14 protein-coding genes are annotated in these 16,759 nt (G+C 64.8%); all 14 read left to right on the top strand.

Translation table 11 applies throughout. From position 1 onward, the window contains the following. Window positions 1-245 precede the first annotated feature (245 nt). Complete coding sequence (locus AUL39_RS07115; protein ID WP_059054864.1) at window positions 246-995, top strand: SDR family NAD(P)-dependent oxidoreductase; 750 nt, start codon at window positions 246-248, stop codon at window positions 993-995. A gap of 163 nt (window positions 996-1,158) precedes the next feature. Continuing rightward, entirely contained in the window at window positions 1,159-1,833 is a 675-nt protein-coding gene (gene tmk / locus AUL39_RS07110; protein ID WP_059054863.1) for a dTMP kinase, read from the top strand. Next, entirely contained in the window at window positions 1,820-2,983 is a 1,164-nt protein-coding gene (locus AUL39_RS07105; RefSeq protein ID WP_059054862.1) for a DNA polymerase III subunit, read from the top strand. The genes tmk and AUL39_RS07105 overlap by 14 nt, the downstream gene beginning before the upstream one ends. After that, window positions 2,962-4,572, top strand: coding sequence for a PSP1 domain-containing protein (locus AUL39_RS07100; RefSeq protein WP_059054861.1), 1,611 nt, complete (start codon window positions 2,962-2,964; stop codon window positions 4,570-4,572). Before AUL39_RS07105 ends, AUL39_RS07100 begins: the two co-directional genes overlap by 22 nt. 248 nt (window positions 4,573-4,820) lie before the next feature. Beyond that, window positions 4,821-5,249, top strand: a complete 429-nt coding sequence (locus AUL39_RS07095; protein WP_059054860.1) for a 6-pyruvoyl trahydropterin synthase family protein — start codon at window positions 4,821-4,823, stop codon at window positions 5,247-5,249. Between the two features lie 200 nt (window positions 5,250-5,449). After that, complete coding sequence (locus AUL39_RS07090) at window positions 5,450-6,508, top strand: glycoside hydrolase family 5 protein (protein WP_059054859.1); 1,059 nt, start codon at window positions 5,450-5,452, stop codon at window positions 6,506-6,508. Next, window positions 6,508-7,389 (top strand): 16S rRNA (cytidine(1402)-2'-O)-methyltransferase, encoded by an 882-nt coding sequence (gene rsmI / locus AUL39_RS07085; protein ID WP_059054858.1) that lies wholly within the window; start codon window positions 6,508-6,510, stop codon window positions 7,387-7,389. Before AUL39_RS07090 ends, rsmI begins: the two co-directional genes overlap by 1 nt. 79 nt (window positions 7,390-7,468) lie before the next feature. Next, window positions 7,469-9,094, top strand: a complete 1,626-nt coding sequence (locus tag AUL39_RS07080) for a helicase HerA-like domain-containing protein (RefSeq protein WP_059054857.1) — start codon at window positions 7,469-7,471, stop codon at window positions 9,092-9,094. A gap of 105 nt (window positions 9,095-9,199) precedes the next feature. Beyond that, entirely contained in the window at window positions 9,200-10,801 is a 1,602-nt protein-coding gene (gene metG, locus AUL39_RS07075) for a methionine--tRNA ligase (protein ID WP_059054856.1), read from the top strand. Window positions 10,802-10,806: 5 nt separating this feature from the next. Further along, entirely contained in the window at window positions 10,807-11,667 is an 861-nt protein-coding gene (gene rsmA / locus AUL39_RS07070; protein WP_059054855.1) for a 16S rRNA (adenine(1518)-N(6)/adenine(1519)-N(6))-dimethyltransferase RsmA, read from the top strand. Next, window positions 11,660-12,673, top strand: a complete 1,014-nt coding sequence (locus tag AUL39_RS07065) for a TatD family hydrolase (RefSeq protein ID WP_059054854.1) — start codon at window positions 11,660-11,662, stop codon at window positions 12,671-12,673. The genes rsmA and AUL39_RS07065 overlap by 8 nt, the downstream gene beginning before the upstream one ends. A 523-nt stretch (window positions 12,674-13,196) precedes the next feature. Further along, window positions 13,197-13,955: a ComF family protein gene (locus AUL39_RS07060; protein ID WP_059054853.1), complete on the top strand. Its 759-nt coding sequence runs from the start codon at window positions 13,197-13,199 to the stop codon at window positions 13,953-13,955. Window positions 13,956-14,990: 1,035 nt separating this feature from the next. Then, window positions 14,991-15,581 (top strand): ribosome hibernation-promoting factor, HPF/YfiA family, encoded by a 591-nt coding sequence (hpf, locus tag AUL39_RS07055; protein WP_032111492.1) that lies wholly within the window; start codon window positions 14,991-14,993, stop codon window positions 15,579-15,581. Window positions 15,582-15,599: 18 nt separating this feature from the next. Beyond that, window positions 15,600-16,694, top strand: a complete 1,095-nt coding sequence (locus AUL39_RS07050; RefSeq protein WP_059054852.1) for a DegV family protein — start codon at window positions 15,600-15,602, stop codon at window positions 16,692-16,694. Window positions 16,695-16,759 lie beyond the last annotated feature (65 nt).

The raw sequence follows: 16,759 nt of genomic DNA, 5'->3' as shown, positions 1-16,759 counted from the left end.
TTGGGGGCATGGTCGTTGACGTTGACATGCCGGTGTTTGTTCATCGCCTTTCGGCTAGAAATGCCTAGTCCCTCTTCGACATTCCCACACAACAGCGTACGTGCTCGAACAAGCGGGGATCTTCTTAACCACTCGCGGATTTACTATTGCCGCTTACGTAAAGTGAATGAATAAAACGATTTACCAATCCTCCTACGGGTAGGGGTCTTAGTGCGTTTGGGTTTAACAACTGTTTGGAGGAACTCATGTTTGAGATCAAGGGCAAGACAGCGGTTGTGACTGGCGGCACCTCGGGCATTGGCCTGGCTACCGCAAAGGCGTTCCTGGAGAAGGGCGCAAAGGTTGTTATCGCCGGCCGCAACGAGGAGCGGGGCGCCAAGGCACTTGAGGAGCTCAAGGCTGTATCTCCTGATGTAGTCTTCCACAAGACCGACACCAGCGATCCTGCGCAGGTCAAGGGCCTTATCGACTTCGCGGTGAAGACATACGGCTCGGTCGACATCATGTATAACAACGCCGGTATCGCCAACTTCCTCCCCGTTGACCAGATGAGCGACGAGGACTTCAATAAGCTCATCTCCATTAACCTCACGGGCGTCTTCTACGGCATCAAGTACGCTGCCATCCAGATGGAGAAGCAGGGCCACGGCGGCGCAATTGTGAGCACCTCCTCCATCGAGGGGACTATCGGCGACCCCAACCTGCCGTCCTACAACGCTGCCAAGGGTGGCGTGAACCTGCTTACCCAGTCCGCCGCTCTGGCGCTTGCCAAGTACAACATTCGCGTGAACACCGTGAACCCCGGCTACATCTACACCGGCATGATCAACGAGAAGACGATGGGCGAGGATGGCATGAAGCGCCTCGAGTCCCTGCATCCGCTGGGACGTCTTGGCAAGGCCGAGGAGATTGCGCACGGCGTGGTGTTCCTCGTCGAGAACGAGTTCACCACCGGTACGCACCTCTACATCGATGGTGGCTACACCGCGCAGTAGCGTGGGTACGCCAGCACAGCCCCTTCGGCCCTCCGGTACCCGAGTGGTGCCGGAGGGCCGCGTCATGAGACAAAGGGACTGTCCCCTTGTCTCATCATCTCCCCACGTTGACCTGCTAAAGTGGTTCGGCTTATGCATGTAGGTGCGCGATTGGGAGGCGAGTATGGCAACAACAGGCGAGGGGGGAGGTCTCTTCCTCACGCTCGAGGGCATTGACGGCTGCGGCAAGACCACGCAGGCAGCCCGTCTTACAGACGCCCTCGAGGCCGCCGGCTGTGACGTTGTGCGCCTGCGCGAGCCCGGCGGCACGGACATCTCCGAGAAGATCCGCGGCCTGCTGCTTGATCCCTCCAACACCGAGATGTGCCCCGAGTGCGAGCTCCTGCTCTATGAGGCCAGCCGTGCGCAGCTTGTGCGACAGGTCATCTCGCCCGCGCTCGAGCGCGGTGCCACCGTGGTCTGCGACCGCTTCTTCGACTCGACCCTGGCCTACCAGGAGGCCGCGCGAGGCCTCTCGTCCCAGGTGGTGAGAACGGCGAACGGGCTTGGGAGCTGCGGCGTCACGCCCCACCGCACGGTTGTCCTGGACCTTGACCCCGCTTTGGCTTTCTCACGCGCTACGGCAGGTGGGGCGGACCGCCTCGAGGCGGAGGGCCTTGCCTTCCAGCAGCGCGTCCGCGACGGCTACCTGCGCCTCGTTGGCGAGGAACCCGAGCGTGTGCGCCTGGTGGACGCAACGGGCACGCCGGACGAGGTCTACTCCGCGATTCTCGACGCCCTTGCAGACGTCCTTCCCGCGTCGCTCGCAACGGAGGCGGTGCCCCATGGCCGCGGCTAGGGATGGTGCCGTGCCCGCGCGCGCCGCAGCCGTGTTCGACGCGCTTGGTGACCAGCCGCGCGTTCGAGACCTTCTCGTCTCCGCAGTTCGCGAGGGGCGCCTCTCGCACGCGTACCTCTTTGTGGGCGCGCCTGGCTCCGGCATGGAGGAGGCGGCTCTCGCCCTCGCGCAGTGCGTGGTCTGCCCCAACGACGGTTGCGGTGCCTGCGACGACTGCCGCCGCGTGGCGCACCGCACCCACCCGGACGTGCAGTGGCTCACCCCAGGAAGCGTCACCGGTTACCTCGTCGACCAGGTGCGTGACCTCATCGAGAGCGTGAACCGCGCACCCAGCCGCGCTCGCGCGAAGGCCTACGTGCTCGAGAACGCCGGCCTTCTCCGTGGCACCTCGGCAAATGCGCTGCTCAAGACCATAGAGGAGCCGCCGGAGGGCGTGGTGTTCATCCTTCTCGCCCGCTCGGTTGCCTCGGTACTTCCCACCATTGTCTCGCGCTGCCAGGTGGTCCCGTTCCGCACCATCGCGCCAAGCGTGGCGCTGGATGAGGTCATGCACCGCTCCGGCGCCAGTGAGGCCGAGGCCCGCGTGGCGCTCTCGGTTGCCGGCACGCCCTCCCGTGCCTCTGACTTCCTTGCGTCGCCTTCGCGCCGAGAAGTGCGGCGCCTGGTCGTGCGCATTCTGGACGAGCTTGGCCGCGACGACTCGTGGGACGTGCTCTGCTCGGCGCGCGACCTTCTGGCGGCAGTGCGTGTGCCCCTGAAGGACGTGCAGGTGGCCCAGGACGAGGCCGCAAAGGAGAGTGCGGACTTTCTCACCGCCTCCGCCCTCAAGCAGGTGGCCGACGCCAACAAGCGCGAGCTTACGGCACGTGAGCGTTCGGGTATCATGGAGGCCCTGGCCGCTGCGGACTCGCTTCTGCGCGATGTGCTGGTGCGCTGTGAGGGCGTGCCGCAGAAGATCGTGAACGAGGATGCGGCCGCCGTGGTCGACCGCCTTGCCGCGTCGACGGGAACGTCTGGCGCCTTGGCCGCGCTCGATGCCGTCTCTTCCGCAGGCGACGATCTTGCACACAACGTATCACCCCAGCTGGCCCTCGAGGTCATGCTTCTTCGTATCAAGGAGGCACTTGCATGCCCACCGTCATTCCGGTGAAGTTCAAATACGCCGCCCGCGACCTGTGGTTTGACGTCGCGGGAACCGAGGCCCTCGAGGGCGACCACGTGATCTGTGCCACCGAGCGCGGCCATGAGATTGGCCTTGCCACCGCCGACCCGCGCGAGATGAGCTCCGAGGACCTTGACCGCGTGACCAACCACGCGCAGCTCAGGCCCGTGCTTCGCGTTGCAAGTGACGAGGACCTGGACCATGCCGAGGAGCTGGCCGAGCTTGGCGAGAAGGCCCTGCCCGTGTTCAGGCGCCTTGTCTCGCAGAGCGGCCTTGACATGAAGCCCGTGGGCGTCGAGTACCTCTTCGATGGCGACAAGGTCGTCTGCTACTTCTCGGCCGAGGAGCGCGTGGACTTTCGCCAGCTTGTGCGCGACCTCTCGCGCGAGCTGCACGAGCGCATCGACATGCGCCAGATTGGCGTGCGCGAGGAGGCCGCCGTGGTTGGCGGCTGGGGCCACTGCGGCCAGGAGCTGTGCTGCACCCGCTTTGGCCTTGCCTTCGAGCCCGTCTCCATCCGCATGGCAAAGGAGCAGGACCTGCCGCTCAACTCCACCAAGATCTCTGGCGCGTGTGGCCGCCTCATGTGCTGCCTGCGCTATGAGTTCGAGGCATACCGCGACTTCAAGGGTCGTGCGCCCAAGCGCAACGCCGTCATCGAGACGCCGCTGGGCAAGGCCAAGATTGTTGAGTACGACACTCCTAAGGAGGAGATCTGCCTGCGGCTTGAGAACGGCAAGCAGGTGCGCGTGCCGCTGGCAGACATGACCGCCTCCGATGCCGCCGTCAAGAAGTCGAAGGACCTGGGATGCGCCTGCCGTCCGGACACGGTGACCCGCGACGTCCTCGAGCGCCTACAGTCGCCCGACGTGCGTATGGCCCTGGCCGAGCTTGACCGCGCGAACGGCGTGACGCCTCCCGAGGGCTTTGACGACGCAGACCTCTTTGTGCAGCCCAAGCGTCGTCGCAGGCGCGCGGGCGACGGCGGAGATGCGGCAGGCGGCGCCGAGAAGCGCGCGGGTGCCGGCATGCCTTCGTCGGATGCCGCAGGTGCGGAGGGTGAGCAGCAGCCCACAAGGCGCCGCCACCGCAAGGGTCGCACTGCTCGCGTTGAGCTTGCCGCCGAGGAGTTCGAGGTCACAGTGACGAGTGGCGTTGAGCCCGATGCGGATGCACCCAAGCCCACGCGCCGTCGCAGGCACCACCGTGTTGCCGGGGGTGCGGGCGCTCCGGCCGGTGCCGAGGGTGAGCAGGGCCAGGGACGCGGCGCGGGTGCCGAGAAGGGCGCTGGTGCTGGTGCCGGGCAGCCGCAGGGCGGGCAGCAGCGTCGTCGCACGCGGCACCCGGGGGACCGCGGCGGTGCCGGTGCTGCGGCACAGGGTGGCCGTCCCGCTCCCAAGCACATGGCGCCAGCGAAGCCTGCCGATGGCACTGCCGGCCAGTCTGCTGCCGGTGATGGAGCCGCTCCCAAGAGGCGCCGTCGTCATCGTGGCGGCCGCGGACGTCGTGGCGGCGGCGAGGGTGGAGCCAACGGAGGATCCGCAGGTGGCAGCACGCCGTCGCCGACGGGGGAGTAGGTCATAGGGGCTCCGGCCGCTCCACGCTTCTCGGCCTGCCGCCGGGACCGCGGCCGCCTTGTGCCTCTCGGCTGGTGACGCACGTCTCGGCCCTTCCCTCTGGTGCTGTTGAGAAGTTTTCGGACATATAACGGTGTTCTTCTCAGCAAAAACGTCCGAAAACTTCTCAGATTTACCTGCTTGATGTGGTGGGCAGATTCCCGGTGAGTCGTTTTGCGTTCTGGCTGTTTCACAACAGGGGGCTATGCATGTACACGCTTTCGACTGAGTACTGGTTTGATTCGGCGCACTTCCTTACCGACTACAACGGCAAGTGCGAGAACCTCCATGGTCACCAGTGGCGCGTGACTGCCTATGTGCGGGCGGACGAGCTGGGCACCTCTGGCACCGAGAAGGACATGGTTGTGGACTTTGCCACGCTCAAGCGCATCGTGCGCGAGGAGTGCGATGCCCTTGACCACACCTTCCTTGTGGAGGAGGGTTCGCTTGCGCCCTCGACGCTCGAGGCGCTTAAGTCTGAGGGCTTCAGCCTGACCATGCTGCCCTTCCGTACTACGTCGGAGAACCTGGCGCACTACCTCTTCGACCGGCTCTCGTCGCGCGGCCTTCCCGTTTGCCGAGTCGACTGCAACGAGACGCCCAACAACCGGGCTTCGTACGAGCCGGACGTGGACTAGGACGCCGCGGCTGGTGCGCCGGCGACCTTCTCTGCAATAGCCGCCACACATTCGTGTACGAATGCGTGTCGCTCAGCTACAAGTGGGGCCCGGATATGTGACAGAAGCGTCACAGCAATATCGCTGGTCGGTTCGTTCAACGCTACAACCTGCGTTACACTCTGAATAAGCGCTTAACTTTGATGGGAGCGAGGTGGCGCATGGCAGAGAACGCCCTTCACGGTGTCAACCTCACTGGTTGGCTTACGCTCGAATCCTGGGTCACGCCGGAGCTGTTCTCCGGCTCGGGTGCTCTTGACGAGCCTTCGCTCATCACATCGCTGGGTGCCAAGGGATACCGCGAGGTGGTGCGTCGCCATCGTGCCCGCTTCCTCACCAAAGACGACTTCTCCCGCATCGCCTCGCGCGGCTTCAACGCCGTGAGGCTGCCCGTGCCGTGGTACGTCTTTGGCGAAGCCGGTCCCAACCCCGGTCCCTACCTGGGCTGCATTGATGAGGTTGACCAAGCGCTCGAGTGGGCTGAGGAGATAGACCTCAAGGTGGTCTTTGCACTTGCCGTAAACCCCGGTGTGCCCGGCGACGAGGAGACCTGGAACAACTTCACAGACGACCGCGGCATCCGCGAGAACGCACTCTGGGTCCTCTCGCAGCTTAGCTCGAGGTACGCCTCGCGCATGGGCTTCTACGGCATCGAGGTGGCAGATGACGCGCGCATCCAAACGCGGCGCGGCCTGGGCGTTACCGACGGTTTGCCCGGCCACCTGCTGAGAAACTACTACCGTGCCGCCTACGACCGCGTGCGCGAGGCTGCCGGTCCAGACCCTGTGGTCATTCTGCCCGACGCAGGCATTCCCACTGACTGGCGCCGCTTCATGGCCCAGCGCCAGTACCAAAACGTCTGGCTTGACTGCCATCTGGATAGGCCCTCTACCATCATGGCCGACATGGGCTATGCGCCTGGGGCAAACACCATGGGCCTGCGGCACATCATGGCAGCCATCCACCGCCACATCCGCGAGGACCAAAGGAGCGGCCTGCCCGTGATGGTGGGCAAGTGGTCCTCGGCGCTTCCCATTGCGGACGCGGCTATGACGCCCGAGGGTCGCGTGGCGCTTGAGCGCATCTACTCGTCAGAGCAGCTCACGGCATACGAGAAGCTCCCTGCATGGTTCTTCCAAACCTGGAAGACCACGGGTAGACTTTCCAGCTGGGATGCCCGCGTGGCGCTCTCCTCCTTCGAGCGGGGGCTTATCTGCTAATGGCCGGCATTCTCTCCGTGGTGGGTACGCCCATAGGAAACCTCGAGGACGCCTCGCCTCGCGTCAGGCGAACGCTGGGCGAGGCGGACGTCATTCTCTGCGAGGACACGCGCGTCACGGCGCGGCTCCTCTCGGCCTTTGACCTGCACGTTCCTCTCCTGCGCTGCGACGAGAACGTGATCGCGTCGCGCGTGGCTTCCGCCCTGGAGCGCGTGGAGGCAGGCGAGCGCGTAGCCTTTGTCTCGGACGCGGGCATGCCTGGCGTGAGCGACCCCGGACAGCGCTTGGTAGACGCCGCGCTGGACGCGGGGCTCCCCGTGGAGGTCGTGCCCGGTCCGTCTGCCGTGACCTGCGCCGTGGTCGCATCCGGCCTGGCGTGCGAGCACTTTTTCTTTGAGGGCTTCCTGCCGCGCCGCCACTCCGCGCAGGTGGCTCGTCTCGGCGAGCTTGCCCAGGTACCAGGGGCCATTGTGTGCTACGAGTCGCCGCATCGCGTGGCTGCCACGCTCGCGAACGTGGCCGAGGTCATGCCCGGGCGCCGTGTGGCCTTGGTGCGCGAGCTCACCAAGCTGCACGAGGAGGTCGTGCGCGACGAGGCCGCGGCGCTTGCCGCCCAGATAGCCGCGCGTGACGAGATTCGCGGGGAGTGTGTGATCGTCATCGCGCCGCCAACGCCGGAGGAGCTTGAGGAGCGCCGTCACGCTACGGCAAGCGCCGGCGAGGCGCCTACGCTCGAGGAGGCCATCCGCGAGGGGCTTGCCGCAGGCGAGCCCAAGTCCGCGCTGGCAAAGCGGCTGTCCAAGGCCTTCTCGGCACCCCGTGCCCAGGTCTACGACCAGGTGGTGGCTGCTGCCCAGGCACTCGCCAACGATGAGCCCTAGCGCGGCCGCGCCACTTTTTGCATACGCACTACAATCCACATAACAGCACCTGGCATCACAGACCACGTTGGGAGGCCCCATGCTCGTAGGTGACAAGATTTGGATCGCCCAGGGCGAGAAGCCCTGCTGCCTGCTCCTCAACCAGGCCAACCGCCACGGCCTTATCGCTGGCGCATCCGGGACGGGCAAGACCGTCACGCTCAAGGTGATTGCCGAGGGCTTCTCGCGGGCAGGCGTGCCCGTCTTCATGGCAGACGTCAAGGGCGACGTTACTGGCATGGCCCAGGCCGGCGAGATGACGGACTTCATCCGCAAGCGCTGTCAGGACACCTTCAACCTCAAGGAGGACGAGGTCAGCTTCCAGGGCGCGCCGGTGCGCATCTGGGACATGCTGGGCGAGAAGGGCATCCCCGTGCGCGTGACCGTCTCTGACATGGGGCCGGTCATGCTCGCGCGCATCCTGGGGCTCACCCAGGTCCAGGAGGGCGTCCTCAACATCGTCTTTCGCGTGGCAGACGAAAACGGCCTTCTCCTCATAGACCTCAAGGACCTGCGCGCCATGCTTTCGTACGTGTCCGAGCACGCCAAGGAGCTGCAGACCACGTACGGCAACGTCTCGCCGCAGTCGGTTGGGGCAATCCAGCGCGCGCTCATCTCGGTGGAGGACCAGGGCGGAAACATCTTCTTTGGTGAGCCCAGCCTGAGCCTTGAGGACTGGTTTGCCTGCGCCCCTGACGGCCGCGGCTACGTGAACATCCTGAACGCCGCCAAGCTCATCCAGACCCCGCAGATCTACGCTATGTTCCTGCTCTGGATGCTCTCCTCGCTCTTTGACATCCTGCCCGAGGTGGGAGACCCCGATAAGCCCAAGTTCGTGTTCTTCTTTGATGAGGCGCACCTGCTCTTTGACGACATGCCCAAGGAGCTTGTGGACAGGATCGTCCAGGTGGTGAAGCTCGTGCGCTCGAAGGGCGTTGGCGTCTACTTCATCACGCAGTCGCCGTCGGACATCCCCGACGAGGTGCTGGCGCAGCTCTCCAACCGCGTGCAGCACGGCCTGCGCGCATACACGCCCGCCGAGCAGAAGGCCGTTCGCGCCGCTGCGGCAAGCTTCCGCGAGAACCCCGCCTTCGACTCGGCGCAGGCGCTCCAGGACCTGGGCACCGGCGAGGCGCTGGTCTCTCTTCTGGACGAGGAGGGCAGGCCGTCCGTGGTTGAGCGCGCCCGCGTGCTCTTTCCCCAGTGCCGCATGACGGCGGCCGACGCGGACGTTATGGACGGCGTCTTCTCGGCGCAGGCCGACCTCATGGAGAAGTACGGCACGGCCATAGACCGCGAGAGCGCCTACGAGCAGATTCAGGGCCAGCGAGACGTTGCGGCGGCAAACGCCCAGCTTGCAGCCGAGCGAGCCGCCTTCGAGAAGGAGAAGGCCGAGTTTGAGGCCAAGCGCCAGAAGGAGGCCGAGCGCGCCGCCAAGGAGCAGCAAAAGGCGCAGGAGAAGGCCGAGCGAGAGGCAGAGCGCGAGGCGGCGCGGGCGGAGGCCGCAGCCCAGAAGCAGGCAGAGCGCGAGGCCCGCGAGCGCGAGAAGGCCCAGCAGGAGGTTGCCAAGCAGGTGGGGAGGGTTGCCACCTCGATGATCGGCTCCTTTGGGCGCGAGGTTACGCGGCAGCTTGCTCGCGGCCTTATGGGGAGCCTCAAGCGTTAGGGTCCTTTTGCTGAGCAACGCGGGACTCCACGCGTCCGCTGTATAATCACCAACCGCGTGCGCACCGCGCACCTACGCACCATCCGTCATTAGGAGACCCAACCCATGGCAAAGCCGAGCTTCTTCATCACCACGCCCATCTACTACGTCAACGCCAAGCCGCACCTGGGCACGGCCTACTCGACCGTCCTCTGCGACGTCGAGGCGCGCTATCGTCGCGCAACCGGCTACAACGTCAAGTTCCTCACGGGCATGGACGAGCACGGCGAGAAGGTCGCCGAGGCCGCGGCCGAGCACGGCATGACCCCACAGGAGTGGTGCGACTCCCAGGCTCCCTTCTTCAAGGACCTCTGGCGCCAGCTCGAGATCTCGAACGACGACTTCATCCGCACCACCGAGCAGCGCCAGCACGACGCCGTGCAGTACCTCTGGGAGCGTATGAAGGAGTCCGGCTACCTCTACAAGGGCTCCTATGACGGCTGGTACTGCGTGCCCGAGGAGACCTACTTCACCGAGACCCAGGTCACGAAGTCCGACGAGGAGCACCACACCGAGGGCCAGCACCTCTGCCCTGACTGCGGCCGCCCGCTCGAGCGCGTGCAGGAAGAGTCCTACTTCTTCAAGCTCTCCGCGTTCCAGGACCGCCTGCTCAAGCTCTATGACGAGCACCCGGATTTTGTCCAGCCCGACTTCCGCATGAACGAGGTTCGCAGCTTCGTGGAGGGCGGCCTGCAGGACCTGTCCGTTTCGCGCACGAGCTTCGACTGGGGCATCCCTGTGCCCTTTGACGAGAAGCACGTGACCTACGTGTGGTTCGACGCCCTTCTCAACTACATGACCGCCGTGGGCTACGGCGTCGACACCCCCGAGGCCAAGGCAGAGCTGGCGTATCGCTGGCCCGCGCAGTACCATGTGGTGGGCAAGGACATCATCCGCTTCCACTGCGTGATCTGGCCGGCCATGCTCATGGCCATTGGCGAGGCGCTGCCCGAGCACGTCTTTGCGCACGGCTTCCTCATGGTGCGCAACGAGGAGACGGGACAGGGCGAGAAGATGTCCAAGAGCCGCGGCAACGCCATTGCGCCGCAGGACGTGATCGACCTTCTCGGCGTCGAGGGCTACCGTTACTACTTCATGACCGACGTCGTCCCCGGCGAGGACGGAGCCATCAGCTTCTCTCGCATGGAGCAGGTCTACAACGCCGACCTGGCCAATAGCTGGGGCAACCTGGTTTCGCGCGCGCTTAACATGAGCGCGAAGTACTTTGACGGCAAAACGCCCGAGCTGGCCGATGGCTGGGCGGACGAGAAGAACCCCCTGCGCGAGATTGCCCAGGGCATCGAGGGCCGCTACGCCGAGCACATGGACAAGCTTGAGTACGTCCAGGCCAAGGACGAGGTGATGGAGCTCGTCCACGCCGCCAACCACTACGTGGAGGACATGGCGCCGTGGACGGTGGCCAAGGACTTCACGCGCATCGGCGAGCTGGCCCACATCATCGCGAACCTGCTCGAGTCCATCCGCATCTGCGCGCACCTGCTGGCGCCCTTCATGCCCGAGACCTCGGCCGAGGTGCTGCGCCGCATGGGCGCCGGCGACGAGGTCGATACCACCGACCTCGCATCCGTGTGCGAGTGGGGTCGCCTTGCCGGGGGCGTCGAGGTGACGAAGGGCGACGCGCTCTTCCCGCGTCTGCAGAAGAAGTAGGCGCTATGCACTCCTGGCTTGCCAACCAGTCTGCAACGCGAGACGTGCTCGACGAGTTTGGGCTTTCGACAAAGCACCGGCTTGGGCAGAACTTCCTGGTGGATGACACGGTGATCGGGAAGATCCTGGAGCTGGCGGAGCTTGACCCCACTGACGTGGTTCTTGAGGTGGGGCCGGGCATTGGTACCCTCACGGTGGCCATGCTGCCGCGCGCAGGCGCCGTCTGCGCCGTTGAGGCCGACCGCCAGCTCGAGTCGGTGCTTGCCGAGACCTGCGCGCAGGACTCCGAGCGGCTGCACCTGGTGATGGGGGATGCCCTGCGCGTGATTCCGGACGGGCTTTCCCTTGAGCCGGGCAAGTTTGTCTCGAACCTACCCTACCAGGTGGCGGCGACCCTCATCCTCAAGGTGTTTTGCGAGGTGCCCTCCGTGCAGCGGGCCGTGGTGATGGTCCAGGCCGAGGTCGCTGACCGCATCTGTGCGGCCCCTGGCTCCAAGACCTACGGCGCCTACACGGCAAAGCTGGCGCTTCTCGGCCGCGTGACCGGCCGCTTTGAGGTGGGGCCGGGATCATTCAACCCGCCGCCGCACGTGAACTCCGCCGTCGTTCGCATCGACCGCGCGCCGCTTGCGGGCGTGCCGTCATCCGCGCCTGCGGTGATTGACGCCGCGTTCGCGCAGCGCCGCAAGACCATTCGGAACTCCATGGCCTCGAGCGGGTACGAGAAGGCCGCGCTGGACGCAGCCTTCGCCGCGTGCGGCATTGCGCCGGGCGTGCGTGCCGAGACCCTCTCACCCGAGGACTTCGTACGGCTGGCGGCTGCGCTGGAGGGCGCGGCTGCGGGGGAGAGCGGTGCGAATGCCTAGTGAGCTTCTTGGTCTTGACGCGCTCACGCTCGAGGACGGCCACCTCTTCCACGACCGCAAGGGGCGGCCGCGGGAGCTGCCGCAGGCGAGCGCGCCACTGGCAGACACCCACGGGCACCTTACGAGCTTCACGCGACACGACCCTTCTGTTGCCATCTGCCGGGCAGCGCTTGCGGGCGTGCGTCTGCTGGTGGTGCCGGTTGACCCCGTGGACGAGGTGCCGCGTCTCTTTCCCACGGCTGCTGTGTATCTCTCGTGGATAGACAAGCAGGTGGAACGTGCCGCGGAGCGCCTTGATGAGTGCGCGCGGCACGGTCTTGTGCCGCCGGAACACGCTGGGTATCCTGACCTTCCGCCGCTGGTGGAGCGCGTGCGTATTGTGGCTGGGGCGCATCCGTACGGTGCGGCGCGGCTGGACAAGGCCGCGCTTGCCTGCCTGGACGAGCTTCTCGCCAGCCCGCGCTGCGTGGGCGTGGGCGAGATTGGCCTGGACTTTGGGCCGTACAACGAGCTGCCGGCAGACGTTCAGGAGGCTGCGTTCAGGCGTCAGCTTGCCGTTGCCCGTGAGCATGGCCTGCCTGTTGAGCTTCACATTCGTGATGGTCAGGATCCCGATGACCACTCCGCCCACGAGCTTGCGGCGCGGGTGTTGGCCGAGGAGGGCGTGCCTTCCGCCGGCTGCGACCTGCACTGCTTCACGGACGGTCCCGAGGTCATGGCACCCTTCGTGGAGCTGGGCTGCCACATTGCCTTTGGCGGGGCGTCCACGTTCAAGCGCTCCGACGACATCCGCGAGGCGGCCGCGGCCTGTCCCGAGGGGCTTCTCCTCTCCGAGACGGACTGCCCTTACATGGCGCCCGTGCCGCTGCGCGGCGAAGAGTGCGAGCCCGCAATGGTGGCTTTCTCGGCCGCCTGCGTCGCCGCTGTCCGCGAGGATACGGGCATTGCTACGAGGGACGAGACGTATGCCGCGCTTTGGAAGAACGCCTGCGATATTCTCGGCTAGCAATGCCTGGGGGCTTCTGTGTGCTTGCCCGGCGCTTTGGCCTCTCCCAGCCACCCTTCCTGCCGCCCTCCGCTTTCGTCCTCACACCCCTCTTTCGCCCTTCCAAAAACCTGCGGGTTAATAGCGCCTCTTTGCACAGATACAAGCCATCTACCTGCGGTTCTTGTCAGCGGTGACCTTGAAGAATTGCAATTAACCCGCAGGTTTCTCTGTGGCCAAGGAATGTGGGAGGCGAGATCCGTCTTCTCCCATTCAGCCGCATTCGGCTGGATTCGGCGGCGTCGAGACGGAATTATCGCGCGTTATTTCTGATATCACTTAAGCTTAACTGGCCAGATGTCTCTCTTGCGAGAAATAACGTTCAATAATTTGAGAGCGGCTCTGAACCGGCGGCTCTGGGCTGGCGAGCAATCATCGGGAGCGCCTGGCATCCGAAATTCCGTCCGGCCCGCTTGAGCCGGCCTTACGTGCTACCATCAGCTCAACTGATGCGACCCCCACCCGCACAAGCGATGGGGGTCGCATGCCGCGTAACGCCAACAGAGTGGGGGAGTGCCTCTCCGCCGGGGCGTCGCTTCTCGTCTCCGGTGCTGCCGAGCTCTTGTGGCCTACGCGTTGCGTTTCCTGCGAGATGCCCGGTGAACTCGTTTGCGATCAGTGCCGAGAAAATCTCCCCTGGATTGCCCAGCGCTGGGCGTGTCCGGACTGTGGAGCGCCGTTTGGATACCTCACCTGCACGGAGTGCGCGCACGAGTGGGAGGCGCGCGCTACCATTTGTGCGCTGGGATTTGCCGGCACTGCCGCTCGGATGGTCTCGTGCCTGAAGGACGCCCACGAGCTGCGGCTGGCTCCCGTCATTGCCGCTGCAATGGCAACGGCGCTGGACGAGGCTTCCGCCTGGCCGGCGCGTGACGGCTACGCGCGATTTGACCCGCGGGCAATCGATGCCGTGTGCTTTGTGCCCGCGACCTCGGCGGCGTTTGCGCGGCGAGGCTTTGACCACATGGAGCTCGTTTCTCGCGCGCTGTGCCGAGAGGAGGGGCTTGCCCTGGCAGATGTCCTTGTGCGTCCCTACTCTCGCGACCAGCGCGCCCTCGGGCGAGAGGAGCGCGCGGCCAACCTCGCGGGCGCCATCTCGGTGTGCGATGACGTTTCGGGTCTTGATCTGCTGCTGCTTGATGACGTAATCACCACGGGGGCGTCTGTGCGCGAGGCGACGAGGGCGCTTCTCGCACGTGGTGCGGCGTCGGTGACGGCGTGCGCCCTTGCTCGCGTGTGGTGAGGCAGTTTTGGCGCGATTTGACGGTTGGGATACCGTTTTTCGGGGGTACCCAAAGTATCCAAGGGTCCAAACTTTGAAAAACAGCAGGTAGATAAATCGTACCAGCCGCAGTAACACATAAGATATGCAACGAAAACTGCTGCCAACCGGAAGCTGCTCTGCGACGAGTTCGTGAGTGTATGGCTAATTTCCGGGTGGCAGCAGTTTTCGTTCAATCGCTTATATGACTACGTCGCAGACGCATTTCGCTGACCAGGGGTTTATCTACTTTCAAATCGGTTGATACCTGGGGTGTCTCTGAAAAACCGTATCCCAACCGTCAAATCGTGCCAAAGTGCATCCGGTCCCTTGGGCTCTGGGGGTCCACCCGCCCGAAGCTCTTTTGTCTGTATTGCTCACCGAAATCTCCCAGGTGGCATATGCCATTCTTGCGCTAACTGCTTGTGTCGCTGTTGCTGGCTTTGGCCTGCTACCTGCTATAATCTCCTCCGTTCCACCCAGGTCTGTGGTTGCGGGCGCATGCGTGCGCCCTAGTTCATGGCAGACGAGGCCAAAAGGATCCACGTAAGTCGTGGGGTGCGCCCCGCGGCGAGCACGGCTCGTCCTAGAGGTAAGTCGCACCGCCCGTTAGACAAGAGGCATACGGCCTCGCGGGCGAGAGGGCTGCGAGTGAGGGGCCGTGTAGCCCCAGAGCGGAGGCCCCAGTGCGCGAGTGTGGGGTCGAATACCAGGTCAGCTGGGTGGAACGCTGCTCTCGGCCAGGGGCTGCGTGCTCCTGGCCGATACACATTCGCATTCCAAATCTGTATCGACCAGCGCGCGCCACACATTCGTGTATGAATGTGTGGCGGCACCTTGATCTCTCCGGTGCCGTCCTCCGCCGCGACTCCAGCGTTTCCCTCGCGCCCACTGCCCATATCAACGCGCCTGCCGCCCTCACGCGTAACACGCGGCCGCTTTGGGTACCAACCAAGTACGGCCAGACTCGCGTCGGTGCTTGCGCGGGAATGGCAGGGCAATTGATTGGAGGCACGCATGGTTGACATCAAGATCTCGGGTCGCAAGGTCACCGTTTCCGACGCGCTGCGTGACCGAGTCAACGAGAAAATAGGGGACGCCCTCAAGGTATTCGACATCTCTCCCATGAGCTGCGACGTCGTGCTTCGCGTTGACAAGAACCCCTCGAACCCTGATCGCAAGACCTGCGAGGTCACGGTCTTCGTGCGCAAGAACGTGGTGCGCGTTGTCGCCAGCGCCGATGACATGTACGCCGCCATCGATGAGGCATCCGACAAGGTCACTCGCCAGCTGCGCAAGTACAAGACCCGCGTCATCGATCGTCGCCAGCGCTCCCAGGTGCCGCCGGCGCCCGTCCCCAGTGCAGACGAGCTTGCCAACCTCATCACGCCTGCGCCGGAGGAGGAAGACGACCAGCTCGTGCGCGAGAAGTACGTCGAGCTCACGCCCATGAGCGAGGAGGAGGCCCTCGTCCAGACCGACCTTCTCGGCCATGATTTCTATGTGTTCACAAACGCCACCACCGGCCTCGTCAACGTCATTTACCATAGGAAAAATGGCGGCTACGGCATCATCAAGCCCAAGGTCGAGGAAAACCCAGACGCGTAAGCGGGAAAGACTGAGCGAATGGCAGAAGAGATAGACCAGAAGACCATAAGCGCCCAGGAGGAAGCCCCCCAATCGTCACAGGCACCGGCCGACGTCGCAGGCGTCGGCCGGCGCTACCATCAGAGGCGCAACGTTACGATCATCGTCGACTCCACCTCCGACTACGCCCCCGGCGTGGCCGAGCAGCTTGGCGTCGAGGTCATCCCCTTCACCTACGTGGACTCCAATGGCGTGGAGCACGTGGATGACATGTGGAAGACCCAAGATCCGCACGAGTTCTACGAGAACATGCGCAAGCACCCCGAGACCCACTACACCACCAGTGCGGTGACGCCCGGCCGCTACCTCGAGGTCTTCGAGAAGGCCGCCGAGGAGGGCCTGCCCATCATCTACATGGGACTCTCCGAGGGCCTCTCGTCTTCCATAAACGCGGCGCGCCAGGCGGCGGACATGCTCCGCGAGAAGCGCCCCGGGACGGAGATATACGTCCTGGACAACCGCTGCGACTCCGCGGCCGGCGAGCTTCTCGCCATCGAGGTCGTGCGTCAGGCGTCAAACGGCCTCACGGCGCGCGAGCTCTACGACTGGGCCTCGGACGCGCGCTACTTCATCCACGGCTACTTCACGCTCGACAGCTTTGACGCGCTTGCCGCGGGCGGCCGCATCCCGCCAGCCGCAGCCAACGTGGGCGGCAAGCTCGACATAAAGCCCGAGCTCTCCTATGACCTCAACGGCGCCCTCACGCTGCGCGGCATGTGCCGCGGCCGCAAGAAGGCGCTGCGGGCAATCATTCAGGACTTCCGCGACAACTACGCCCATGAGCCGTCGCTTCCGCTTGCCATAGTCTCAACCGATGCCGAGAAGGACGCGGACTGGCTCGAGCACGAGATTCGCAAGGAGAAGGGCTGCGAGGACGTCACCGTCATCCGCTCCTCGGTCTCGCCCATCCTGGGGACCCACGTGGGACCGGGCATGGTGGCCCTCGTCTTCTGGGGCACAGACCGCCGCGAGAAGCTCTCGCTCACCGACCGCATCGCCAAGCGCGTGCGGGGGCGCGCAAGCAGTGGCGGCGATGCCCAAGATGCACCCGGAACTACGGGCGCTCAATCCTAGCCTCGGCACACAGCCGGGCCGTCCTGCGGGCACGCATGCCCCGGGGCGGCCTCCCTCACATGAAA

This window comes from Tractidigestivibacter scatoligenes, from assembly GCF_001494635.1.
GTDB classification, from domain to species: Bacteria; Actinomycetota; Coriobacteriia; order Coriobacteriales; family Atopobiaceae; genus Tractidigestivibacter; species Tractidigestivibacter scatoligenes.
The sequence above is the reverse complement of the archived record's forward strand: the minus strand, read 5'-3'. Positions and strand labels throughout refer to the sequence as shown.

Coding starts and splice junctions, on each gene's coding strand:
- AUL39_RS07115 (WP_059054864.1), top strand. CDS start 246: ATGTTTGAGATCAAGGGCAAGACAGCGGTTGTGACTGGCGGCACCTCG.
- tmk (WP_059054863.1), top strand. CDS start 1,159: ATGGCAACAACAGGCGAGGGGGGAGGTCTCTTCCTCACGCTCGAGGGC.
- AUL39_RS07105 (WP_059054862.1), top strand. CDS start 1,820: ATGGCCGCGGCTAGGGATGGTGCCGTGCCCGCGCGCGCCGCAGCCGTG.
- AUL39_RS07100 (WP_059054861.1), top strand. CDS start 2,962: ATGCCCACCGTCATTCCGGTGAAGTTCAAATACGCCGCCCGCGACCTG.
- AUL39_RS07095 (WP_059054860.1), top strand. CDS start 4,821: ATGTACACGCTTTCGACTGAGTACTGGTTTGATTCGGCGCACTTCCTT.
- AUL39_RS07090 (WP_059054859.1), top strand. CDS start 5,450: ATGGCAGAGAACGCCCTTCACGGTGTCAACCTCACTGGTTGGCTTACG.
- rsmI (WP_059054858.1), top strand. CDS start 6,508: ATGGCCGGCATTCTCTCCGTGGTGGGTACGCCCATAGGAAACCTCGAG.
- AUL39_RS07080 (WP_059054857.1), top strand. CDS start 7,469: ATGCTCGTAGGTGACAAGATTTGGATCGCCCAGGGCGAGAAGCCCTGC.
- metG (WP_059054856.1), top strand. CDS start 9,200: ATGGCAAAGCCGAGCTTCTTCATCACCACGCCCATCTACTACGTCAAC.
- rsmA (WP_059054855.1), top strand. CDS start 10,807: ATGCACTCCTGGCTTGCCAACCAGTCTGCAACGCGAGACGTGCTCGAC.
- AUL39_RS07065 (WP_059054854.1), top strand. CDS start 11,660: ATGCCTAGTGAGCTTCTTGGTCTTGACGCGCTCACGCTCGAGGACGGC.
- AUL39_RS07060 (WP_059054853.1), top strand. CDS start 13,197: ATGCCGCGTAACGCCAACAGAGTGGGGGAGTGCCTCTCCGCCGGGGCG.
- hpf (WP_032111492.1), top strand. CDS start 14,991: ATGGTTGACATCAAGATCTCGGGTCGCAAGGTCACCGTTTCCGACGCG.
- AUL39_RS07050 (WP_059054852.1), top strand. CDS start 15,600: ATGGCAGAAGAGATAGACCAGAAGACCATAAGCGCCCAGGAGGAAGCC.